The 23,138-nt window shown below is 68.8% G+C and carries 23 protein-coding genes; 8 read left to right on the top strand and 15 right to left on the bottom strand.

Annotated features, from left to right (window positions below; genetic code table 11):
- Together PKH97_RS01420 and PKH97_RS01415 are read left to right on the top strand one after the other, a co-directional pair.
- On the top strand, positions 1-377 hold a 377-nt coding region (locus PKH97_RS01420; RefSeq protein WP_324385613.1), incomplete at its 5' end, for a hypothetical protein.
- A gap of 173 nt (positions 378-550) precedes the next feature.
- Complete coding sequence (locus PKH97_RS01415; RefSeq protein ID WP_324385612.1) at positions 551-1,165, top strand: DUF4126 domain-containing protein; 615 nt, start codon at positions 551-553, stop codon at positions 1,163-1,165.
- Between the two features lie 82 nt (positions 1,166-1,247).
- On the opposite strand, the gene PKH97_RS01410 is transcribed toward PKH97_RS01415, so the two are convergent.
- Positions 1,248-1,868 carry a hypothetical protein gene (locus PKH97_RS01410; protein WP_324385611.1) on the bottom strand — a complete coding sequence of 207 codons (621 nt, stop codon included), beginning with the start codon at positions 1,866-1,868 and terminating at the stop codon, positions 1,248-1,250.
- Positions 1,869-2,005: 137 nt separating this feature from the next.
- Between PKH97_RS01410 and PKH97_RS01405 the strand changes: the two genes are divergently transcribed.
- The 3 genes from PKH97_RS01405 (at position 2,006) to PKH97_RS01395 (ending at position 4,396) form a co-directional block, all read left to right on the top strand.
- On the top strand, positions 2,006-2,194 hold the full coding sequence (locus PKH97_RS01405; RefSeq protein ID WP_324385610.1) for a hypothetical protein: 189 nt from the start codon (positions 2,006-2,008) through the stop codon (positions 2,192-2,194).
- Between the two features lie 62 nt (positions 2,195-2,256).
- Entirely contained in the window at positions 2,257-3,051 is a 795-nt protein-coding gene (locus PKH97_RS01400; protein WP_324385609.1) for a type II CAAX endopeptidase family protein, read from the top strand.
- Between the two features lie 61 nt (positions 3,052-3,112).
- The gene (locus PKH97_RS01395; RefSeq protein WP_324385608.1) at positions 3,113-4,396 is read left to right on the top strand and encodes an MFS transporter; all 1,284 of its coding nucleotides are present in this window, start codon (positions 3,113-3,115) and stop codon (positions 4,394-4,396) included.
- A gap of 126 nt (positions 4,397-4,522) precedes the next feature.
- Here the strand turns inward: PKH97_RS01395 and PKH97_RS01390 are convergent, their stop codons facing one another.
- The 13 genes from PKH97_RS01390 to PKH97_RS01330 form a co-directional block, all read right to left on the bottom strand.
- A complete protein-coding gene (locus PKH97_RS01390; protein ID WP_324385607.1) occupies positions 4,523-5,047 on the bottom strand; it encodes an ASCH domain-containing protein in 525 nt (174 codons plus the stop codon).
- A gap of 24 nt (positions 5,048-5,071) precedes the next feature.
- On the bottom strand, positions 5,072-5,815 hold the full coding sequence (locus PKH97_RS01385) for a succinate dehydrogenase/fumarate reductase iron-sulfur subunit (RefSeq protein WP_324385606.1): 744 nt from the start codon (positions 5,813-5,815) through the stop codon (positions 5,072-5,074).
- Positions 5,816-5,884: 69 nt separating this feature from the next.
- Positions 5,885-7,885 carry a fumarate reductase/succinate dehydrogenase flavoprotein subunit gene (locus PKH97_RS01380; protein ID WP_324385618.1) on the bottom strand — a complete coding sequence of 667 codons (2,001 nt, stop codon included), beginning with the start codon at positions 7,883-7,885 and terminating at the stop codon, positions 5,885-5,887.
- 5 nt (positions 7,886-7,890) lie between these two features.
- On the bottom strand, positions 7,891-8,589 hold the full coding sequence (locus PKH97_RS01375) for a succinate dehydrogenase cytochrome b subunit (protein ID WP_324385605.1): 699 nt from the start codon (positions 8,587-8,589) through the stop codon (positions 7,891-7,893).
- A 166-nt stretch (positions 8,590-8,755) separates the two neighbouring features.
- A complete protein-coding gene (locus PKH97_RS01370) occupies positions 8,756-10,018 on the bottom strand; it encodes a sugar ABC transporter permease (RefSeq protein WP_324385604.1) in 1,263 nt (420 codons plus the stop codon).
- Positions 10,015-10,851, bottom strand: coding sequence for an ATP-binding cassette domain-containing protein (locus PKH97_RS01365; RefSeq protein ID WP_324385603.1), 837 nt, complete (start codon positions 10,849-10,851; stop codon positions 10,015-10,017). The genes PKH97_RS01370 and PKH97_RS01365 overlap by 4 nt, the downstream gene beginning before the upstream one ends.
- A gap of 51 nt (positions 10,852-10,902) precedes the next feature.
- Positions 10,903-12,051, bottom strand: coding sequence for a substrate-binding domain-containing protein (locus PKH97_RS01360; RefSeq protein WP_324385602.1), 1,149 nt, complete (start codon positions 12,049-12,051; stop codon positions 10,903-10,905).
- Between the two features lie 131 nt (positions 12,052-12,182).
- Positions 12,183-13,370 (bottom strand): ROK family transcriptional regulator, encoded by a 1,188-nt coding sequence (locus tag PKH97_RS01355; RefSeq protein ID WP_324385601.1) that lies wholly within the window; start codon positions 13,368-13,370, stop codon positions 12,183-12,185.
- 20 nt (positions 13,371-13,390) lie between these two features.
- Positions 13,391-14,710 (bottom strand): DUF6596 domain-containing protein, encoded by a 1,320-nt coding sequence (locus PKH97_RS01350; RefSeq protein ID WP_324385600.1) that lies wholly within the window; start codon positions 14,708-14,710, stop codon positions 13,391-13,393.
- Between the two features lie 130 nt (positions 14,711-14,840).
- Positions 14,841-15,197, bottom strand: coding sequence for a YciI family protein (locus tag PKH97_RS01345; protein ID WP_324385599.1), 357 nt, complete (start codon positions 15,195-15,197; stop codon positions 14,841-14,843).
- Positions 15,194-15,589 carry a YciI family protein gene (locus tag PKH97_RS01340; protein WP_324385598.1) on the bottom strand — a complete coding sequence of 132 codons (396 nt, stop codon included), beginning with the start codon at positions 15,587-15,589 and terminating at the stop codon, positions 15,194-15,196. The genes PKH97_RS01345 and PKH97_RS01340 overlap by 4 nt, the downstream gene beginning before the upstream one ends.
- 3 nt (positions 15,590-15,592) lie before the next feature.
- The gene (locus tag PKH97_RS01335) at positions 15,593-15,946 is read right to left on the bottom strand and encodes a YciI family protein (RefSeq protein ID WP_324385597.1); all 354 of its coding nucleotides are present in this window, start codon (positions 15,944-15,946) and stop codon (positions 15,593-15,595) included.
- Between the two features lie 122 nt (positions 15,947-16,068).
- Complete coding sequence (locus tag PKH97_RS01330) at positions 16,069-16,773, bottom strand: spermidine synthase (RefSeq protein WP_324385596.1); 705 nt, start codon at positions 16,771-16,773, stop codon at positions 16,069-16,071.
- Positions 16,774-16,966: 193 nt separating this feature from the next.
- On the opposite strand from PKH97_RS01330, the gene PKH97_RS01325 reads away from it, so the two are divergent.
- Positions 16,967-17,326 carry a YciI family protein gene (locus PKH97_RS01325; protein ID WP_324385595.1) on the top strand — a complete coding sequence of 120 codons (360 nt, stop codon included), beginning with the start codon at positions 16,967-16,969 and terminating at the stop codon, positions 17,324-17,326.
- A gap of 485 nt (positions 17,327-17,811) precedes the next feature.
- On the opposite strand, the gene rsmI is transcribed toward PKH97_RS01325, so the two are convergent.
- Positions 17,812-18,681: a 16S rRNA (cytidine(1402)-2'-O)-methyltransferase gene (gene rsmI / locus PKH97_RS01320; protein ID WP_324385594.1), complete on the bottom strand. Its 870-nt coding sequence runs from the start codon at positions 18,679-18,681 to the stop codon at positions 17,812-17,814.
- Positions 18,682-19,101: 420 nt separating this feature from the next.
- Here rsmI and PKH97_RS01315 point away from each other — a divergent pair, with 420 nt between their 5' ends.
- Positions 19,102-20,661, top strand: coding sequence for a phospholipid carrier-dependent glycosyltransferase (locus PKH97_RS01315; RefSeq protein ID WP_324385593.1), 1,560 nt, complete (start codon positions 19,102-19,104; stop codon positions 20,659-20,661).
- Positions 20,662-20,800: 139 nt separating this feature from the next.
- A partial coding sequence (locus tag PKH97_RS01310; protein WP_324385592.1) for a TM0106 family RecB-like putative nuclease occupies positions 20,801-23,138 on the top strand: 2,338 nt, incomplete at its 3' end.

Below are 23,138 nucleotides of genomic sequence, written 5' to 3'. Positions count from 1 at the left end.
TGCCCGGCTGCACAACAGGAGGGAACACCATGAAGCGCATCACCGGAGCCCTTGCGGGCGCCGCCCTGGCCGGCTCGATGGGGATCGGGATGGCCACGTCCGCGTCGGCGAGCACCACTGCTCCCGAGAGCGGCGTCTCGGCCACCAACTCGGCAGTCAGCTGCCCGGTTCGGTACATCACGCGCGGTATTCGCGTGACCTGCCCGGCATCCATCCCCGGCACGGTCTTCCGGGCCGTCGTGAAGTGCAAGCGACCGAGCGGCGCGACGTTCATGAAGAAGGACGTCTGGCGCATCCAGGGCACGGGCTACAGCCAGGCGCAGTGCCCGGTCGGCACCAAAAAGGTCTACTACCCGTACGCCTTCGAGTACAAGTAAGCCGATCGGCCGCGACAACGGCGTCGCGGACATGTGCGTCGAAGGCCGGCATCCCCAGCTTGAGGGGTGCCGGCCTTCGGCGTGTCCGGGATTAGCCGGGCAATCAGGGACGTTGCATCCTGCGCCAGCTCGTTCTCGGCCGGTGCCGAGTCGAAGAAAGTTACGCTCACCCCATGATCGCCGCCCTGACGGGGATGGGTCTCTCGGCTGCCGCCGGGTTGAACGCCTACATCCCGTTCATGATCGTCGCGCTGCTCGCGCGATTCACCGACATCATCTCCTTGCCCGCGAGCTTCGCCTGGATCGAATCCACCTGGGCCATCGCCATCGGCGCGGTGCTCTTGGTCAGCGAGGTGGTGCTCGACAAGATCCCGGCCATCGACACGATCAACGACACCGTCCAGACCTTCATCCGGCCCAGCATGGGCGGGCTGATCTTCGCCGCGACGACCGCGGCGAGCGACCTAGACAACTCGGCATGGATGCAGTCGCACCAATGGATCGGTGTCGTGCTGGGCATCGTCGTCTCGGGACTGGTGCACTCCGGGAAAATGGCGGCGAGACCCGCGATCAATGCGGGAACTCTCGGCGCGGGTGCACCCGTCGTCTCCACCATGGAGGACGGCGCTTCGATCGGCCTGTCCCTGATCGCGATCTTCATCCCGATCCTGGTGATCGTGGCGCTCGCCATCCTTTTCGGACTCTTATTCTGGCTCTGGCGCAAGGTGCACCGCTGGCGCAAGAACCGCCGGCAGCGCCTGGACGACGCCGGCGTCACCTACGCCTGACACCCGTTCGGCGTCACAACGCCGGATCGTCCTCGCCACGCCTTAGCGTCGCTGCGCGTGGCCCGGCTCCCACCCCTCTCGCTCAGGCGGCGAGCAAGTCGATCAACTGGCGCGTTGCGCGCTCGACATAGGCCGCGCGTTCGGACCTCGGCAGGGGCAGAGAACTGAGGAGCACCCCTTGGAAGGCCGCGACGGTGACCTCGGCGCGTTCGGCCGCGTGCCGGCGCGAGACGTGGACCGCAATACCTTCCACGAGAGCCACCAGGCGCACCCGCCACAATCCGAACATCGCCATCAGCTCCGGCGTGCGCACGCTCTCCAACGCCAGCTCGGCCTGGACGGCGACCAACTCGGTCTCGGTGACATGGCCGACGAGCAGACGGACGACCTCGTCGATGATCAGCCGCTGACGCAGGGCATCGTCTTCTTCGTCGAAGGCTTCGACGCGCGTCGCGGTCGCCTCGATGCGATCGGCGAGCAACCACGACACGTGTGCCGTCAACGCGGTGAGCAGGGCGATCCGGGTGCGATAGGAGGTGCTGGTCGACCCTTCGGGCACGCCCGCCTCGGCGTCGACCGCCCGGTGGGTCAACGCACGCAGGCCACCACGGCTGACGACGCACACCGCTGCGTCGAGGAGATCCTTGCGCCGCCCGGTCGCTCGCGCGATTTCGACGTTATCGGCGGGGGCGGTGAGCGGCATGCGGCCATTGTCGCGCGCGTGGCGCGGGTCACGCAGCCCGCCTGGCCATCGTGATTTGCACTCTGTGCAACTACAGGTGTAGTGTCTTGATCTGTCAGAACCACTACATCTGTAGTTCACTCAAAGGAGTGCTTCACATGGGCCTCATGACCTCCCTCGCCGCCGTCGTCACCTTCTTCACCGTTGTCATCGGCATCGCCGGCGCGCTTCTCGCTGCTTCCGTTCTTGCCCTCGGCGGCGAAGCCGTCGTCCGCAACCACACGCTTCGCGGGCGTCGGCAAGAGTCCGTCCCGACCTACTACCGCCACCTCGTCCTCGGCCACTGATCCGGCCGCGCCGGTCGTCGGCGTCCAGCGGGGCTTCAGCAACCGCGGGCACACTTGCCCGTATGCCGTTTGCCCGCCACTTGCCGCCCGGTCCGCTTCCGCGGACCGGGCTTGCTCGTCCCACCCTGGTGCGTGAGACCTGGCTGGTGCTGGGGGTCTCGCTCGGCGCGTCGGCCCTGTGGTCGCTGCTGAGCCTGATCGACAAGCTCACCAAGCAGGTCGCGCTCAGCGCGCAGACGACCACCATGAACTCCTCGATCACCCCGGACCGGCCCTGGCTCGATCTGGCCTATCAGCTGGTACCCATCGGGCTGGGCGTGGTGCCGGCGCTGCTGGCGCTGCACCTGATGCGCCGCGACGACCCGGCCGCGCCCGCCCTGATCGGGCTCGACGCGCGCCAGCCGGCGCGCGATCTGCTGATGGGCGCCGCGCTCGCCGGGGTGATCGGCATACCGGGCCTCGGGCTGTATCTCGCCGCTCGCGCTCTCGGCGTCAACACGAGCATCGCGGCGGCCAATCTCGCCGACCACTGGTGGACGATCCCGGTGCTCGTCCTGGCTGCCGCGCAGAACGCCATCCTCGAAGAGGTCGTCATGGTCGGCTATCTGTTGACCCGCTGGCGGCAGGCGGGGTGGAGTCCGGCGCTCGGGATCGTGGCGTCGGCCGTGATCCGGGGCGCCTACCACCTCTATCAAGGGTTCGGCGGCTTCGTGGGCAATCTGGTGATGGGCCTGGTCTTCGGGGCCGTCTACACGCGCACGCGACGCGTGCTGCCGCTGGTGATCGCACATACGATCCTCGACATCGTCTCCTTCGTCGGCTATGCACTGTTGAAGTCGCACCTGTCCTGGCTCTGATCGCGCTCACCGCGGGGGAAATCGGTCGTAGGCGGTCGGCGCGCCCTGACACAATCTCGGGGTGCTGCGCCGCCTCGGATTTCCGGATGCGTCGGCGCACCTGGCTCTCGTCACCGGCATCGGCATCGACGCGCTCGGCAGTGGGGTCTTCATGCCGGTCTCGATCCTGTTCTTCCTGCGCACCACTGACGTGCCGATGGCCGATGTCGGGCTGGCTCTCGGCGTCGCCGGGGCGATCGCGATTCCCTTCATCCTGGTCTCGGGTGATCTCGTGGACCGCTTCGGCGCCCGGACCGTGCTGCTCGCGTCGAACCTGATCCAGGCGGTCGGATACGGCGCCTATGTGCTGGCGCAGAGCGCCGTCGCGATCGCGCTCGTCGGCGCGGTGGCCGCGATCGGCCAGAGCGCCTTCTGGAGTTCTTACTCCCCCATGGTCGCCGCGGCCACCGACGAGGGCGAGCGCGAGGTCTGGTTCGGCTTCCTCGGGGCGTTGCGCAATATCGGCTTCGCGCTCGGCGGGGTCGTCGCGAGCGCGGTGTTGCAGATCGGGACGGCGGGTGCGTTCCGGGCGTTAGTCCTGGCGAATGCGGCCAGCTATGTGCTCGCCTTCCTGGTGCTGCTACGCGTCCGGGCCGGGCATCGGATTATCGCCGATGCCCCCGTCGGGGACGCAGCTGCCGACGGCGCGGCTGGCGCGGTCGCGGCTTCCGACAGGCTCGCCGGATCGTGGGGCGCCGTCGTGCGCGATCGGCCCTATCTGGTGCTCATCGTGACGAACTGCGCCTATGCCCTGTGCACGATCTCGCTCATCGTCGCCATGCCCGTGTATGCGGTGACCACCCTGGGCCTGGCCGGCTGGGTCAGCGGTGCACTGCTCACGGTCAACACCGTGCTGGTCGGCTTCGGTCAGGGACTCATCGTGCGCGCGATGGATGGCCATCGCCGCTTCCGCGTCATTGCGCTCGGACAGGGGCTGTATGCCGTGGGTTTCGCCGCGCTCGCGGCGTGCGGGTGGTTGTCACTGCACGCCGCCACGGCGGGGATCTTTCTGGCCGTCGCGATCTACACATTGGGCGAAGTGCTCGGCGGGCCGCCCCTGTCCACGGTGGCGGTCGAGGCGGCGCCCGAGGCCCTGCGCGGGCGCTGTCTGGCCGCCTATCAGCTGTCCTGGAATGCCGCCAATATCGCGGCGCCCGTGCTGCTCCTCGGTCTGCTGGCGCACGACCGGTTCAGTGTGTGGATTGTCATGGTCGCGGTCGCGGGCGCAGGTGCCGCCTTGATCGCCGCTCTCGGAGCCCGTATGCCGGCGGCCGCCGTCCGCGTGACCAGCGCGCCCTCTGCTTGATCTCGGCCTATCCTGACGGACGTCCCGTCGAGACATTGGGTGACTCTCTGCGCATGCGGAACCGGCCTTTCGACGGGCCTGAACCGGCCTTTCGACGGGGCTGAACCGGACTTTCGACCGGGGCGGTCAGGCGTTGCGCGGGGTCGGGTAGAGAAGGCGGAAGCTTTCGCAGACGACCGGCATGTCGGCGGCGAAGCCCCGGTCATGATCGGCATACTCGGTGAAGAAGGCCTGGTGGATCGCGCGCCAGGTGTCCAGCGAGCGATCGCCCTCACCTTCGGCGTGGGCGTGCTCGGCGCTGACCTGGTCGAAGGGCACGACCTCGACCTCGGTCATCCCGATCAACGCCCGGGGTTTGGCCGCGCCGTCGAGGATGATCGCGAGGTCTCCCGGGCGCGGCACCTCCTCCTCCAGCGCCTCGTAGTCCCACAGGGCGCCAGCGGTCGCCGTCTTGGTGCCGTCCAGCACAAGCGCGAGTAGCGCGTCGGCCTGTTCGGGGGTGGCGCCGAAGGCCCACGCCGGCGGCTGCAGGGCACCGAGACCCGTGACGCCGGTGTAGATCTCCAGATCGTTCAGCCGGGCCTTGACCCGCGCGACATCCCAGAACTCCCGGACCTCATCGGCGACCTGCTCCAGCTCCCCGTCCGTCATGACGGACACGGTAACTGCCCCGGCTCAGAACTTGCCGCTGCCGGCCCTGCGCAGGTCGTGGTTGAGCTGGCTGATGACGTCCATGGGGATGCCCTTGGGGCAGGCCGCCGAGCACTCACCGATATTGGTGCACCCGCCGAAACCTTCCTGGTCGTGCTGGGCAACCATCGCCTGGACACGCATCGCCCGCTCCGGCTGCCCCTGGGGCAGCTCACCGAGGTGGGTGATCTTGGCGCCCATGAAGAGCATCGCCGCAGCGTTCGGGCAAGCCGCGACACAGGCACCGCAGCCGATGCACTCGGCGGCCATGAAGGCCCGGTCCGCCTTCGGCTTCGGCACGGGCGTGGCGTTCGCGTCGGGCGCAGAGCCGGTGTTGACCGAGATGAACCCGCCCGCCTGGATGATCCGGTCGAAGGCGCTGCGGTCGACGACCAGATCGCGAATGATCGGGAAGGCATCGGCGCGCCACGGCTCGATGGTGATCGTCTCGCCGTCCTTGAAGCTGCGCATGTGCAACTGGCACGTGGTGGTCTTTTCGGGCCCGTGCGCGTCACCGGAGATCATCAGGCCGCACATGCCGCAGATGCCCTCGCGGCAGTCGCTGTCGAAGGCGACCGGCTCGGCGCCCTCGGCGTTGAGCCGTTCGTTGAGGACATCGAGCATCTCCAGAAAGGACATATCGGGCGAGATGTCGTTGACCTGGTAGGTCACCAGCTCGCCGCGAGCCCGGGGGCCGTCCTGGCGCCAGATCTTCAGGGTGAGATTCACGTCAGATGTCCTTGCCGTGGGGATGGTTCGTGTCGTTGGGGGGGGTCGGGGGGCGGAGCCCCCTGTGGGCTATTTGTAGCTGCGCTGCTTCAGGGCGATGGCGTCGTAGACGAGCGGTTCCTTGTGGAGGATGGGCGCGGCCATACCGCCCTCGTCACCGGAGCCGGCATACTCCCAGCCGGCGACATAGAGGAACTGGTCGTCGTGCCGCAACGCCTCGCCGTCCTCGGTCTGGCTCTCCGCGCGGAAGTGGCCACCGCAGGATTCGCGGCGGTGCAGCGCGTCGATGCACATCAGCTCACCGAGCTCGAGGAAGTCGGCGACCCGGCCCGCCTTCTCCAGGCTCTGGTTGAGCGTGTCGGCCGACCCGAGCACCCGGACATTGCGCCAGAACTCGGCGCGGAGCGACCGGATCAGGTCGATGGCCTTCATCAGACCGGTCTCGGTGCGCTCCATCCCGCAGTACTCCCACATGATGTGGCCGAGTTCCTTGTGGAAGGAGTCGACGGACCGCTCGCCATTGATCGCGAGCAGCCGCTGGGTGCGCTCCTCAACCGAGCGCCGGGCTTCGGCGACCGCCGGGGAATCCGCGTCCAGCTTGGGGTAAGGCCCCTTGGCGAGGTAGTCGCGGATGGTGTTGGGCAGCACGAAGTAGCCGTCCGCCAGACCCTGCATCAGCGCGCTCGCCCCGAGGCGGTTGGCGCCGTGGTCGGAGAAGTTGGCCTCACCGGTGACGAAGAGCCCGGGGATATTCGAGGACAGGTCGTAATCGACCCACAGCCCGCCCATCGTGTAGTGGACGGCGGGGTAGATCCGCATCGGCGTCTCATACGGATTCTCGCCCGTGATGCGGGCATACATATCGAAGAGATTGCCGTATTTCGCTTCCACCGCCGGGCGCCCCAGGCGGGCGATCGCGTCGGCGAAGTCGAGATAGACACCGCGCCGGAAGTCACCGACCAGCGGGCCGACGCCGCGGCCCTCGTCGCACATGTTCTTGGCCTGGCGCGAGGCGATATCGCGCGGCACCAGGTTGCCGAAGGCGGGGTAGATCCGCTCCAGGTAGTAGTCGCGGTCCTGCTCGGGGATGGTGCGCGGGTCCTTCTCGCAGTCCTCGCGGCGCTTGGGCACCCAGATGCGCCCGTCATTGCGCAGCGACTCGGACATCAAGGTCAGCTTGGACTGGTGGTCGCCGGACACCGGGATGCAGGTCGGGTGGATCTGGGTGTAGCACGGGTTGGCGAAATAGGCGCCCTTACGGTGCGCCCGCCATCCGGCCGTGACATTGGAACCCATGGCGTTGGTGGAGAGGAAGAAGACATTGCCGTAGCCACCGGAGCCGAGGACGACGGCGTCGGCGAGGTGGGTCTCGATCTCGCCGGTCACCAGGTCGCGGGCGATGATGCCGCGGGCGCGGCCGTCCTCGACGATCAGCTCGAGCATCTCGTGGCGGGTGTACATCTCGACCGTGCCCGCGGCGACCTGCCGCTCCAGGGCCTGGTAGACGCCGATCAACAACTGCTGCCCGGTCTGACCGCGGGCGTAGAAGGTCCGCGAGACCTGCACGCCACCGAAGGAGCGGTTGTCCAGCAGGCCGCCGTATTCGCGTGCGAAGGGCACGCCGGCTGCGACGCACTGGTCGATAATGTTGGCGCTGACCTCGGCCAGGCGATAGACGTTGGTCTCGCGGGAGCGGTAGTCGCCACCCTTGACGGTGTCGTAGAAGAGGCGATAGATCGAGTCGCCGTCCTCCTTGTAGTTCTTGGCCGCGTTGATGCCGCCCTGGGCGGCGATGGAGTGGGCGCGGCGCGGGGAGTCCTGGTAGCAGAAGGACTTCACGTGGTAGCCGGCCTCGCCGAGGGTGGCGGCCGCCGCGCCGCCGGCCAGGCCGGTGCCGACGATGATGACCGACAGCTTGCGCCGGTTGGCCGGGTTGACGAGGGCGGCGTCGAACTTGCGCGAGGTCCACTTCGCGGCGATCGGGCCGGCCGGGGCCTTGGTATCCGCGATCTCTTCGCCCACGCGGTAGTAGTCGGCGTCGACGCCTTCGGGGGTCATCAGGTCGGTCATATCACTCACTTCTTCACGATCCCGAAGAGGATCGACATCGGCGGAATGAGGAAGGCAAGCCAGATCAGCCCGCCGACGGCGTGCGAGATCGCCTTGGCCCGAGTGCGCGCGGCGGCTGAGGAGGTAAGCCCGAGCGTTTGCGACGCGCTCCACACCCCGTGGAAGAGGTGGAACGCCAAGGCGGTGACGGCCAGGACGTAGATCAGCGTCACCCACCAGATCTCGAAGCTGCCGACGACATTCTCGTAGGGCGAGGGGACCTTGCCCTGCGGGTGGATGGTGTGAGTGGTCAGGTGCAGGATGTGGAAGATCACGAAGAGCAGCAGGGCCACGCCGCCATACCGCATGGTGCGGGAGGCGAGACTGGAAGCCGCGGCCTTCTTCACGGCATACCGGGTGCTGCGGGCGCCATTGGCGCGGCTCCACAGCGTGAACGCCGAGTAGGCATGCAGCGCCAAGCTCCCGATCAGCACGACGCGCACGATCCAGAGCAGGCCGCCATACGGAAGCATCGGCATCCCGATGGTGCGCAGGTGATGGGCGTAGGTGTTGAACTTCTCGGCACCCCCAAGCACCATCAGGTTGCCGTAGGCGTGCAGGGCGACATAGCCGAGGAAGATCAGGCCGGTCACGGCCATCAGGATCTTCAGGCCGATCGATGACCGCACGGCCGGTTTCGCTACGGGGAGGGTCGAGGTTGCCACCTGGGCAAACTATCGTGCCGCACCGACACCGCGCGCGCAGGGTCGCCGGCAGGCGGTGTGAGATTTCACCGATTTGTCACCGAGCGGCGTGCCGAGCACTCCCAAAACGCCGATCCGGGGTGGGCGCCGCCTGGCCACCCCGCCCCGGACGGAGTCCGTATGCCGGTCAGGCGCGCCCGTGCGCCGCCCGGCTGCGACGCGAGAGGCTGTCGATGATCACAGCGAGCAGCAGCACGCCGCCGGTCACCATGAACCTGTAGCTGGTGTCCAGCGAGAGCAGGCCGAGGCCGTTGGAGATGGACTGGATGACGAGGATGCCGAGCAGGGCCGAGTAGGCCGACCCCCGCCCGCCGAAGAGGCTCGTGCCACCGATCACGGCCGCTGCGATGGCGTTGAGGTTGGTATCGGCGCCGCCGCTGCTCTGGCTGACGGATGCCAGACGCGCGGCCGCGAAGATCCCACCGAGGGCCGCGAAGAAGGAACTCAACGCGAAGACGGTCAGATAGATGCGTTTGACATTGATGCCAGCGCGGCGGGCGGCCTCGACATTGCCACCGACCGCCATCACCGAGCGGCCCCACCGGGTGCGACGGACCAGCAGGTCGGTGAGCACGACGAGGGCGATGAACGTCAGGACCATATAGCTGACTCCGCGGTCCCGGCCGAGGATGTAAACAGCAAGCAGCAGAATCAGGCCGAGCAGTCCCGTGCGGACGAGGACGACGGACGGGGGCACAGCCGAGAGCCCGGCCGCAGCACGCCGGCGGCCCTGCGCGAGCTTGGCGAGGAACGCGGCACCGACAGCGAGCAGGACGAGGGCATAGGCGACGGCGTCCGGGACGAACTTCTGGCTGGCGAACTGGACGATGTCGGAGGTGAAGGCGAGGTTGATGGTGCCGTCCTTGCCGAGCACCTTGATCTGCAGGCCGAGGACGGCGAGCAAGCCAGCCAAGGTGATGACGAAGCTGGGCACGCCGTAGCGGTTGAACAGCAGACCGTAGATCACGCCGATGGCGACGCCGACCAACAGTGCCAGCCCCACCGCCATACCGGACGTCCAGCCGTGGTTGACAAAACCAACGGCGAGGACGGCGCCGGACAGGCCGCTGACAGATCCGACGGAGAGGTCGATCTCGCCGAGAAGCAGGACGAGGACCACACCGATGGCGATGGTGCCGGTCGGGACCATCTGCAAGGTGAGGTTGACCAGGTTGCGGCTGGAGAGGAAGGCGTCGTTGAGGACGAAGAAGACTCCCCAGATCAGGATCAGGCCGATGACGACCGGGAGTGAGCCGAGGTCTCCGGAGCGCAGCCTCGAGATTGATCCCTTGACCCACCCGGCCAGGCCCTCGTCGGCGAGGAAGCGCTCGTCCTGGCGGTCGGCGGGGATAGCCATCGTCGGGTCGGTGGTGGTGGGTGGGGTGCTCACTGGTGCTCCTGAGTGGCGTGGTCCTGGTCGTCGGTCAGGTGCGCCGCGGGCACAGCGTCCCGGCGCGCAGCGCGCTCGGAGACGGCATTCGTGGTGGCGCCGGTGATGGCAGCGATGATTTCCTGGCTGGTGGTCTCGGCCACCCGGAACTCGCCATTGTTGCGACCGAGCCGGAGGACGACGACCCGGTCGGCCACCGCCATCACGTCGGACATATTGTGAGAAATGAGGATGACGCCGAGGCCGTTCTCGCGCAGCCGCTCGACCAGATTGAGCACCTCGGCCGTCTGTGCGACGCCAAGAGCTGCCGTCGGCTCGTCGAGCATGACCACCTTGGGCTTGCCCAGCAGCGACCGGGCGATGGCGACCGTCTGGCGCTGGCCACCGGAGAGGCTGGCGATCGGAATCCGGACGCTGGGGATCTTGGCCGACAACTCGCGCAGCAACCGCCAGGACTCCTTCTCCATGGCGACTTCGTCGAGCATGCCGGTCGAGGTGACCTCGCTGCCGAGGAAGAGATTGGCGACGACGTCGAGGTTGTCGCACAGGGCGAGGTCCTGGAAGACGGTCGCGATACCGAGCCGCTGGGCCTCGGCGGGCGAGGAGATCGTCACGTTCGCGCCGTCGAAGGTGACGTGTCCTTCGTCGGGTTGGTAGACCCCGGCGATCGCCTTGACGAGAGTGGACTTGCCAGCGCCATTGTCGCCGACCAAGGCCACCACCTCTCCGGGGCGGACGTCGAAGTCGATGTCTTTGAGGGCCTGCACGGCGCCGAAGCGCTTGGAGATACCCGTCATCGACAAGACCGGCTGAGCCGGAGAGGTGGTGGTCATCGGTGACTCACTTCGTTGGAGGGTTGCTGCTCGGCGGGATCGGGGACGGACCTACTTGATCCCGGCAGCGGTGCACGCGGACGCGTAGTCACCGGTGCAGATGTCAGCGGCCTTGTAGAAGCCGTCCTTGATGATCGTGTCCATGATGTTGTCCTTGGTCACGACAATGGGCTCGAGCAAGGTCGCCGGCACGCCTTCCTTGTCCCCGGACGTGGCCGGGGTCTGGCCGGTGGCGAGAGCGATCGCGGCCTGGGCGGCGCCCTCGGCCTCGGGCTTGATGGCCTTGTAGATCGTCAATGCCTGGTCGCCGGCGAGAATCCGCTGGATCGCAGCGATCTCGGCGTCCTGGCCAGTGACCGGAGGCAGCGGGCTGACACCGCCACCCTTGAGGGCGGCGATCGCGCCACCAGCGGTGCCGTCATTGGCGGCATAGACGCCCACCAGGCCCGACTTGACGGCCGACAACTGCGATTCCATCCACGCCTGCGCCTTGTCCGGGCTCCAGTCGGGGGTGTCGTATTCGGCAGCGATCTTGTAGCCCGACTTATCCAGCACGCTGTGCGCGCCCGCCTTGAAGTCGGCCGCGTTGGCGTCCGTCGGAGAACCGTTGATCATCACGATGTCGCCGCTGGTCTTGCCGGCTGCCTTGAGGGCGTCGACCAGGCCGGTGCCCTGCAACTCGCCGACCTTCTTGTTGTCGAAGGAGATGTAGTAGTCGCTGCCGGCCACGAAGCGGTCATAGGCGATGACCTTGACACCCTGGCTCTTGGCGTTGGCGACGATGGTCTGTGCCGACTTGCCGTCAACCGCATCGAGGACTAGCACCTTGGCGCCCTGGGTCAGAGCCGCCTCGGCCTGCTGCTGCTGCTTGGCCGCGTCCTGGTCGGCGTTGGAGTAGAGGACCTCGCAGTCGGCGCAGTCGGCCTTGACGGCCGCTTCGAAGAGCGGCCGGTCGAAGGACTCGTATCGGGTGGTCTTGGACTCAGGCAGCAGCAGGGCGATCTTTCCTCCCGCAGCGGAGCCGCCGCCGGGGCTGGCGGTGTCGGTTGCGGCTGACGTCGTGCCTGCCGACGATGAGGCGCCCCCGGCGGCGCTGGTCGTGGAGGTGCCGCTATTGGTGCCGCAAGCGGTCAGTGCCGTCGCGGTCAAGCCGGCGGCGAGGATGGCGAACGACGTGCGCGTCGCACGGATGGCGGTCATTGCGTTGTGACTCCTGACTTCCTTGTCCTGCTGCGGTCGAGCGCCGCAGCCCGGAAGTCATTGAATCCGGGTTCATACCTTGAAGTCAAGACTTGAAGTCAATATTTTTTGCTGCGGGACTGCCGAGACCCTCAGGTGACTGCCAACGCGGCCCGCTGAGCGTTGTCCTGGACCTCTCTGGCCAGCACCAGGGCACCGACGACGTCGGACTCTTCGCCGAGGTCCCCTGCGCGCACAAAGACCGACGAGGCGGCGCTGGGCAGGGCACGGCGTTCGATGGCGCGCCGGACCGGGTCGATGAGAAGCGGACCCAGGCGGGCCATCTGTCCCCCGATCGAGATCACCTCTGGGTTGAGCAGATTGACAACGGCGGACAACGCGAGGCCGAGTGACTCCCCCGCATCCGCGAGCACGCGTCGGCACCCGGGGTCCCCGGCCAGGGCCTTGCTGATCACATCGCGCAGCGTGAGCATCCCATGCGACGGGCGCAGAGCCTCCAGGATCGCGGCGGAGCCGACAACCGTGTCCAGGCACCCGCGGTTGCCGCAGCGGCACACGGCGCCCTTGTCGTCGATGGAGATATGGCCGATCTCGCCGGCGGTGCCGGCACTGCCGCGCACGAGTTGCCCGTTGACGACCAGGCCGGCCCCCACGCCATAGGACATCTTGACATGCACGGCATCAGAGATTCCTTGCAGCGCACCGGAATTCATTTCACCAAGCGTGGCGAGATTTGCCGTGTTGTCGAGGAGAACGGGGGCCTTGAGGGAGGCCGCAGCCGCATCCGCGATCTCGATCCCGCGCCAACCGGGCAGGATGCCAGCGGCACCGATCTGCCCCGAGACGGTATCGATTGGGGCGGGAACGCCGAGGCCGACAGCAACGAGTTCGGGGGGACTGTGACCAGACCGTTCGACCAGGTCGAAGAGCAACGTCGCTCCTCGCTCCAGGCCCTCGTCGGCGGCGTGCTCGGCGGGCAGCGGCATACGACTGCTCGCGACGACCCGGTCCGGGGTGCCGGCCACCGCGGCCCGCACGTCGCGGTCTCCGAAGACGATGGCCCCGAGGATGCCGTCGGGCGTCGCCAGCGAGACACTCACAGCGCGTCGTCCGTTGCGGACACTCGGGGTCAGCTCGACGACTCCCGCGCTGCCGAGCTCCTTGACGACATTGGACACCGTCGCCGGGCTAAGGCCGGTCTGTTCGGCGATCTCGATCTGGGTCAGCGCGCCGAGCCGGGTCAGCGCATCGAGGACCCGGAAGCGATTGCGTTCGCGCAGCGAGCTTTGCGAGCCAGGTGCGGCGCTCTCTGCGTTCACGTCTTAAACATAGCCAATGGTCACGCGCCTGGGGAAGAGCCAGCGGTCTGCGCGCGGCGCTGCATCAGGTGGCGGTGCTCCGCCTCGTTGTGGCACAGCGCGAGCGCTGCATCGAAAGCCGCCAGAGCGGATGAGCGCCGTCCACAACGGGCCAGCAGCTCCGCACGGACCGCGGGGAGGCGGTGGCCGGGCAGGTCGCCGGCGTCGAGATCGGCGATCGCGGCGAGTCCCTCCTCGGGTCCTGCCGCCTCGGCGAGCGCTACCGCCCGCGCCAGCCGGGCGGCCGGCGAGGGAAAGGCGATCAGGAGGGCGTCATAGTGCGCGACGATCCGGTCCCAGCGGGTGGCTACGGAGGTCGGGGCGAGAGCGTGCTCGGCAGCGATGAGCGCCTGGAGGCGGAAGGCGTCCGCGGGCGCGGCGGAGATGGCGTCGAGGAGGTTGATGGCTTCAGAGATCTCGCTGTGGTGCCAGCGGTTGCGGTCTTGATCGGGCAGCAGAACGATCTCGCCGTCCGCATCCAGCCGGGCGTCTCTGCGTGAGTGCTGCAGGAGCATCAGAGCGAGCAGGCCATCGAGAGTGCTATTGGCCGGCACGAGGGACCGCACGACCCGGACGAGGTGGATCGCCTCGCCGGCGAGTTCGGTGCGCATCAGATCGGGGCCGGAGCCGGCGGCATACCCGGCGGTGAACGCAATGAAGGCGACCTGGGCCACGGTGTCGAGGCGCTCGGGCAGGTCATCGAGCGCGGGGATGGCGAAGGGGATGCCGGCGGCGACGATCTTCTTCTTCCCGCGCGTGATCCGGGCGGCCATCGTCGGCTCGCCGACGAGGAAAAGCCGCGCGATCTCCCCCGTCGGCAAGCCGATGACCAGCCGCAACGCGAGGGCGGCGGCCACGTCCGGCGCCAGTGCCGGGTGAGTGCACATGAGGACCAGTCGCAGGGTGTCGTCGTCGACCGCGCTGCCGTCGTCGATCATCACGCCCTCCTGGGGTCGGTCGCGCTGCTCGATCAGGAGCAGCGGGGCTTTGCGCGCCGCCGTCGCCTCCGTGCGCAGCCGATCGATCAGGACGCGCCGGGCACTCGTATGCAGCCAGGCCGCCGGGTTCGCCGGCACGCCGTCGCGCGGCCAAGTCCGGGCGGCGGCCTCGACGGCGTCGGCCAGCGCGTCCTCGGCCAGATCGAGGCGCCGGGAGTGCGCGATGAGTAGGGCGAGCAGGCGGCCCCACTCCTCGCGCACCACCCGGGTCAGGGCGTCGTCGTTCGGGTCGCTTCCCGAGGCGGCAGGGCTCGCCGATCCGCACTCGCCGCAGCGATGCCGCCCGCCGTCACCCGACGTCATACGGCCTCCTCGGATGAACATCTGAGCCGGCCGCGATCGGCGGGCGTGCCGCGGCGCCGCATTCGTCCTCGCGAGGAGTCGATTTCGCATTTCGAGGTGAAAATTGCGCTCTCGACGGGGTGACGCAGGCTCATGAGCCGGAGAGGTCCTCGACGGGGCGGATCTCGACGGCATACCGGTGCGGCAGCAGGGCGGCAGCCTCGATGGCGGCGTCCAGATCGGGAAGTTCGACGTCGTAATAGCCGACCACGATCTCCGTTGTCTCCACGAACGGCCCGTCGCTCACCTCCCGCCGACCGTCGATGTGCCGGACCGTCGTCGCCATCGGCGTCTCCTCCAGCGGGGCCCCCGAGATCCGCCGGTAGCCGCGCTCGTCGGTCCAGGCGTGGAAGCGTTCGTGGGCGGCATAGACCTCGTCCTGCTCGGCGGGCGTCAGCTGCTCCCACTCGCCCATGCGGGTGCCGAGCAGGAAGACGTAGCGCTTCATCGGACGCGCTCGTCTTCGCGCACGACACGGCGCACCTCGATGCCGTCGCCGAGTTCGGCCAGGATCCCGCAGCAATCGAGCAGATCGTCGTAGTCACGGGTCTCGACGTGGAAGAAGCCACCGACGTGCTCCGCTGTCTCAGCGAACGGGCCGTCGCTGACGGATCCTCCGGCGCGAACGGTGCGGGCCTCGCTGGTGCGGTGCAGTTCGGCGCCGCCGAGCACGCGGTGCCCGCGGGCCGCGAGCGACTGCGCGAAGCGCCCGTAGGTCGCGTAGCCGGCGCTGCGTTCCTCCTGGCTCATCGTGGTCCACCACCGGTCCGCGTCGCCGATGATGAGGATGGCGTACTGCTCGGGGCCTGCCGTGGTCATCGACCTCTGCGGTGTGGTCATGGCTCAGTCCTCCACCAGGCGGCGCAGTTCGATCAGATCGCCAGTGCTCGCCAGGCCCGCGCAGATCTCGCGCAGGCCCACCTCGTCAGCGCTCTCGATCAGATAGAAGCCGACGATCTGCTCGCGGGACTCGGTGAACGGGCCGTCGGTGATCAGGGTGCCTCCGCTGCCGTCGGGGCGCATCGATATCGCCTCGGCGGATGGGGTCAGCGGTCCGGCGACGATCACCCGGTGGCCGCCCGCGCCCAGGCGCTGGTTGAACAGGCGGTGGGCTTCGGCCCCCTTGGCATGGTCCTCGGCGGGCAGTTGCGCCCACTCCTCCTCGGGGGCGGGCAGCAACATCAGGTAACGACTCATCGGATCCTCCGTGATCGGGTCTTCGTGGCAGGTCGCGGGCGCGTCCTCACCACCATGACGGGCGCGGGTGGCCGCAATCGACAGCGCGGCCGGATTTCTTTTCCGACCTGCGGCGCGCGGCCTCAGCCTGCCGCGAGGGCCTGGTAGGTCGCGTAGGTCAGCGTCCGTCCCTCACGCTCGACCGTCCTGGCGATCTCGCGGACCTCGAGGCCGCCGAGACGATCGGCCAGGGCAGCGAGGCGGGCCAGGAGGCCGGGTTCCGGCTGCGCCGCCCAGATCGCTAGCGCCCCACCGGGGGCCAGCTGGGCGAGCGCACGCGCGAGGGTGGGATCGGCATACAGGCTCGAATTGTCCTGGTGGACAAGGAAGGACGGCCCATTGTCGACGTCCAGCAGGATGACGTCGAAGGTCTCGTCACCGGTCAGGAGGTCGGCCACATCGCCGGTATGCAGGCGCACGCGCGGATCGCCGACGACCCCGGTCAGGGTCGGGACGAGCCCGTCGCGGGCCCAGCCGACGAGGGCCGGCTCGATCTCGGCGATCACGACGTCTGCCACCCGCGGGTCTTCGAGGACGGCACGCGCAGTGAAGCCGAGGCCGAGGCCGCCGACGAGCACGCGGCGCGGCTGCGCGCACGCGGCGAGGCCCAAGCGCGCCAGCTCGACCTCGGTGGAGACGTCGACCGTGTCCATCGCGAAGACCCCGCCCACGATCAGCTCGTATGCCGTTCCTCCCCCTTGCGTCTCGCGGCACCGGAGCGCGATGTCGCCCCGTGGCGTGGTCGCCCGCGCGAGGGTTCGGGCGGGCTCGGGGCGGGCGGACGGCATACGGCAAGCCTGAGGCACGAGGGAAGGAGGGGCCTAATCGCGCCGAGGGCGATTTGTCGCAAGGGAATTTTGTGCGAGCTGTCCTTTCGGGCGAGGGTGGTTCGTGGATGGTGAGGATGCGGCATACGCCGAAAGACCTGGCCCCGCCGCCCGGCGGCGGCCGACCGCACGACTCAACCGAGGAGAAACTGCCATGGCTCAGTACCTACTGTCCGTCTGGCACGACGACCTGAACTTCCCGCAGACCAGCCCCGAGGACATGGACCGCATGTTCGCCCAGGTCGGCGCCTTCAACGAGGAGCTCCAGGGCGCGGGATCGTGGGTCTTCGCCGGCGGCCTACACCCGATCACGACCGCCACGGTGGTCGATGCGAGCAAGGGCGAGCCGGTGATCACCGGCGGGCCGTATGCCGAGAGCAAGGAGCAGATGGGCGGCTTCTGGGTCATCGAGGCGACGAACCTCGAGGAGGCACTGGAGTGGGCGCGCAAGGGCTCGGCCGCGTGCGAGGGCCCGGTGGAGGTGCGGCCCTTCCAGGGTGATGACGACACTTGAGCAGGCGAGGACCTGGACCGGGGCTTGCGTGCTGAGCACGGCCGGGTAGTCGCGGTGGCCGAAACACCGGGCCCGCACCCGACACCTCTTCGTCACCGATGCACCCGTCCGGACCGGTGTCGACGTGGCAAACCGGTGTACCCGTGACGGACCCGTGCGGAGGTGACCGGGTTGGACGAAGTCGGGGTTGCCGCGGAGATGGTGTCCCTCGCGGACAAGACGACGGTCTCATGGCGCCCGAGGTCACCTATTGCTTGACTCAGGCGCATGGGGGGCGTCGGCGAGCGCTCCCGCCTTCCGTGTGGGCCCGGGGGGCCGGGGCACTCCTCGCGGGCCCTGGCGCTGGTGCTCGCCCAGACCCCCCGGCCGGTGCTGGCCTAGGTCGACGACGTTATTTCTCACGCTGGTCCGACTCGCGCCTCCTCCCGTCGACAGGCCGGTTCAGCCCCGTCGAAAGGCCGGTTCAGCCCCGTCGAAAGGCCGGTTCAGCCCTGTCGAAAGGCCGATTCAGCCCGTCGAAAGGCCGATTCGCGCGCGACGGCCGCGTCATAGAGAGCCTTCTTGGACAACCCCGTCGCCTCGGCGACCTGCGCGCACGCGTCCTTGAGCCGTATGCCGTTCCCCACCAACGCCCGCACCTGCCCCACCGCGGTGGGCAGGTCGGCGGCGACCGGGCTCGCGCCGGCGACGACGATGGTGATCTCGCCGAGCACGCCGTTGGCAGCCCAGTCGGCGAGTTCGCCCAGCGGTCCGCGGCGGACTTCCTCGTAGGTCTTGGTCATCTCCCGGCAGACGGCGGCCGGCCGGCCGGCGCCGAAGGCCTCGACCATCGCCGCGAGGGTCGCGGCTGTGCGGTGCGGCGCCTCGAAGAAGACCATCGTCCGGCGCTCCGTGGCGAGGTCGGCCAGAACCCGCGCCCGTTCCCCGGGCTTGCGGGGCAGGAAGCCGTCGAAGGCGAAGCGGTCCACTGGGAGCCCAGACAAGGCCAGCGCCATCAGCACCGCGCTCGGCCCCGGCGAGCAGGTGACCGGCAGATCGGCGGCGACTGCCGCGGCGACGAGCCGGTAGCCGGGGTCGGACACCGACGGCATGCCCGCGTCGGTGACGAGCAGCACTCGCTCCCCCGCCCGCAACCGCTCGATCAGATCAGCGGTGACGGCGGCCTCGTTGTGCTCGTGATAGCTGAGCATCCGGCCCGCGGGCACGACGCCGAGCGCCGCGCACAGCCGCTTGGTGCGGCGGGTGTCCTCAGCAGCGATGACATCGGCGGTGCCCAACTCGGACACCAGCCGGACCGACGCATCGCGCGGGTCACCGATGGGCGTGGCGGCGAGAACGAGCGGCATACGCGTCATCTTGGCCGAGGCCAGCCCAAAGCGCTCAATCGTTGGGCGCCTGTCCGTCCAGTGCTGATGGCCGATTGCCAGGCTGCCCCTTCGCCACCACTCTCCTCGGATCCGCCTCTTGAACCCACCTCGTGCGCCGGGGAGCGGGGTCGAGAGCGAGGTCAGCCGCGGTGGCCGAGTTCGAGCTTGCGGGCCAGCCAGAGGCCGTAGCCAATGGCGAAGCCCCCGTCCCGAACACCCCCACGGGCGCGATGGGCCCGGCACCCTGCTCTCCACCACCCCCATCCTCGACCCCACCGGCCACAAGATCATCCCTGGCACACCCATCGTCGATGACGGCCATGTCTACGTCACCTCCACCACCGGCATCTACGACCTAACCACCAGCTAACGCGCGCTCCATCTCGCGAGCCAGGCGGGCAACATACGATGACGCCCGTGACCCGGACCGAGGAGCTGCGCGCTCGCCTGCTCGGCTTCCGGCCCACCGACCGGCTGATCGGCTGGCTCGGCCCCCTGCTGTTCGCGGTGCTCGGGGGGCTGATGCGCTTCTGGGCGCTCGACCGGCCGCACCAGTTGGTGTTCGACGAGACCTACTACGTCAAGCAGGGCGTCTCGATGCTCGAATACGGCGTCGAGATGCGCTGGGCGGGCGAGGGCAAGGTCGTCGATCCGCTGTTCACGCACGGCAATCTCAACGTCTTCATCACCGACAACGGCGACATGGTCGTCCATCCGCCGGTCGGCAAATGGGTGATCGCCTTCGGGGAGTGGATCTTCGGCGCGACGTCGAGTTGGGGGTGGCGCTTCTCGGTCGCGACGCTCGGGACGCTGTCGATCCTGATCATCGGGCGGATCGCGCGCCGGCTCTTCTCCTCCTCCCTGCTCGGGACGCTCGCGTCCTTCCTGACTGCCTTTGAAGGTCACCACTTCGTCCACTCGCGCACCGGCCTGCTCGACATCATCCTGATGTTCTTCGCCCTGTGCGCCTTCGGGTGCATCCTCATCGACCGCGACCAGATGCGCCGCCGGTTGGCCGATCACGTGGGCCGGTTGTCACGGCATACGTATGAGACGTGGGGCCCCGTCCTCGGCTTCCGCCCCTGGCGGTGGGTGGCCGGGCTCTTCCTCGGCCTCGCGGCCGGGACCAAGTGGTCGGGGCTGTTCTTCCTGATCGCCTTCGGCCTGATGTCGGTGCTGTGGGATATGGGGGCCTATCGGGCGGCCGGTGTGCGGCGCTGGGTCAGCTCGGCGCTCGTCGTCCAGGGGCCGATCGCCTTCGTCGCCATGGTCGGGACGGCGATGGTGACCTATGTGGCGTCGTGGACCGGGTGGTTCCTGAGCGACCACGGCTACAAGCGGCACTGGGCCGATACGCATCCGGGGCCAGACTGGATCCCTGGCGCGCTGCGCTCGCTGTGGAGCTATCACACCGAGGCCTACCACTTCCATCAGACGCTGACCTCGCCGCACGACTACATGTCCAACCCGTGGGGCTGGACGGTGATGTCGCGTCCGACATCCTTCTTCTACGAGGGGCCGAAGCTGGGCCAGGACGGCTGCACCGTCGCCGAATGCTCCAAGGCGATCACCTCGCTCGGCACCATCACCATCTGGTGGCTCGCGACGGCCGGCATCGTCATCTGCCTCTTTCAATGGATCCTGCGGCGCGACTGGCGGGCCGGCGCCCTGCTGGGGGCGCTCGCCGCGGGCTGGCTCCCGTGGTTCAACCTGCAGCACCGCACGATCTTCCAGTTCTACTCGATCGCCTTCCAGCCGTATGTCGTGTTGATCGCGGTCTATGTCCTCGCCTTGATCCTGGGGCCGGCGACCGCCCCCTGGCCGCGCCGGCGGCGTGGGCTGATCATCGTGGGGATCTACTGCCTGGCGACGCTGGCGTTGTTTGCGTTCTACTGGCCGATCTATACCGCGCAAGTGGTGCCCTACAACTTCTGGCGCATGCACATGTGGTTCCCGAGCTGGGTCTGACCGGATTCAGACCGAGCCGTCGCTCTCCGGCGACGAAGGGGCGCGACGCTCGGGCCGGCGTTTCGGCGGGTGTCCCGGCCTGTGCGCTGCTCGCGACTCGTCGCGGGGTCTGTCGGTGAGGGCTCGTAGGGTGGCGAGCATGTTCCTCATGCCGGGCGAATCCCGGGCCATCATCAGCGCGAGCGACCTACGCCAGGCCGCGTCGTGCGAGTGGGGGCTGCTCGTGGGTTTCGACGCGGTGCTCGGCCACCGGCAAGCGCAGGAGGTCGAAACGGACGCCCTCTTCGAACGGACCCTGGCCCTCGGGATGGCGCACGAGCAGCAGGTGTTGCGCGAGCTGAGCCGCGAGCGGCGCGTCGTCCAGATCGCGCGGCCACGGATGACCCGGCCCGGTTTGGAGGCTGCTGCCGCCGACACCGTCGAGGCGCTCGAGGGCGAGGCCGACGTGGTCTATCAGGCGGCCTTCGCCGGCGAGCGCTTCGTGGGGTTTGCCGACTTCCTGGTGCGCGGCGACGACGGGCGTTGGCAGGTCTGGGACACCAAGCTCGCGCGAGCGGCCAGCGTCGCGGCACTGCTGCAGCTCGCGGCATACGGCGATCAGTTATGGGCCATGGGCGTCCCCGTCGCCGACGACGTGGTCCTTGCACTCGGGTCGGGTGAGCGTGAGCGCTACCCGCTGTCGGTGATCGCGCCGGTCTACGCCGGGCGGCGGGAGCGCGTGCTGATGCTCCTCGACACCCACCAGGACAGCGGCGAGCCGGCGCAGTGGGGCGAGCCCGGGGTGCACGCCTGCGGCCGTTGCCCGGCCTGCACCGCCGAGCTGCGGGCGACCAATGACGTGCTGCTCGTCGCGGGAGTCTATCCGAGCCAGCGCAAAAAGCTCCTCGCGGCCGGCGTGACCACGATGGCCGACCTCGCAGCGCGTGACGAGCCCGTCCCGGACCTGCCCGACGGCCGCCTCGCCCGCATCCGCGCGCAGGCCCGGTTGCAACTGGCCCAGGAAGCCACCGGCGAGGTCCGCGCCGAGCTGATCGACCCGGCTGCCCTCGCCGCGATCCCGCCACCGAGCCCGGGTGACATCTTCTTCGACTTCGAGGGCGACCCGATGTGGACCGAGCCCGGCTCGGGGCGATGGGGGCTCGAATACCTCTTCGGCATCGTCGAGACACCCGCCTCCCCCGGCCTCGCGCCGCCCTTCCGCGCGTTCTGGGCGCACGACCGCGCGCAGGAGCGCCAGGCGCTCATCGACTTCTTGGCGTATGTCGCGGCGCGCCGCGCGGAGTACCCCAACCTGCACATCTACCACTACGCCGACTACGAGCGCTCCCGTCTGCTGACCCTCGCGGCGCGCTATGGCACTGGCGAGGCCGAGGTCGATCAGCTGCTCCGGGACGGCGTGCTCGTCGATCTGTATGCCGTCGTCCGCGCGGGTGTGCGCGTCTCGCAGGACTCCTACTCGATCAAGAAGCTCGAGCCGCTCTATATGGGCGATGACCTGCGCGTGGGATCGGTCGCCACCGGCGGGGAATCGGTCGTTGCCTATCACGAGTTCGTGCAGGCCGGGATTGAGGGTCGGCACGACGAGGCGGCGCAGCGGCTGGAGGCGATCCGGGCCTACAACGAGTACGACTGCCTCTCCACGCTCCGGTTGCGGGACTGGCTGCTCGGCCAGGCGGAAGCGGAGGGAGTCTTGCCGTCGATCGGGTCGACACCCGAGCCCCCGGCACCCTCCTCCGAGGCCGTGCCCAAGCCCTCGCGGTGGGAGCGGGCAGAGGCCCTCGAAGCCCGCCTGCGAGCGCTGACCGACACCATCAGCGACATCGAGCGAACCGACGACGAGCAGGCCCTCGCCCTGATCGCCGCGGCCGTCCAGTTCAACCGGCGCGAAGAGAAGCCGCACTGGTGGCGCCACTTCGACCGGCTGCGTCACCCGGTCGACGAGTGGGCCGGGCAGGCCGATGTCCTGCACATCACCGCGGCGGAGGTCGTCAACGGCTGGGAGGTGCCGGCGGGCCGGCGCACCTTCGCCCGGACCCTGCGCCTGACCGGCCATCCCGGGCGCGGCAGCCGCCCGATCCGGCCCGGAGCCGGCTTCGGTGTCCTCTACGACGTGCCCCCGCCGCAGCCCCTGGCCGGGGCCGCAGCCCCCGGTGCCCGCGTGGTCGAGACCAAAGTGACGATCGCCGAGGTGAGCGAGGACACCGACGGCCTGATCACGCTGGTCGCAATTGAGGGACTGCCGCAGAAATACTCCCCCTTCGACGACCTCCCCCTCGCCCTGACGCCCGAAGCGCCGCCCGGCACCTCGAATCTCGACGCGGCCATCGCCGACATTGCCGAATCGGTGGCCGACACCTGGCCACACCTGCCGCCCGGCCCGGCCCTGGACATCCTGCGGCGCCGGCCACCCCGCCTGTCCGCAGCGAGCAGTGCGCCCGGACCGGACGACCGATCCGCGACTGCCGGCTTGCCCGCCG

It is taken from the genome of Nostocoides sp. (assembly GCF_035343835.1).
Taxonomy (GTDB): Bacteria; Actinomycetota; Actinomycetes; order Actinomycetales; family Dermatophilaceae; genus Nostocoides_A; species Nostocoides_A vanveenii.
Note: the sequence above shows the minus strand (reverse complement) of the source record. Positions and strands in the feature narration are given on the sequence as shown.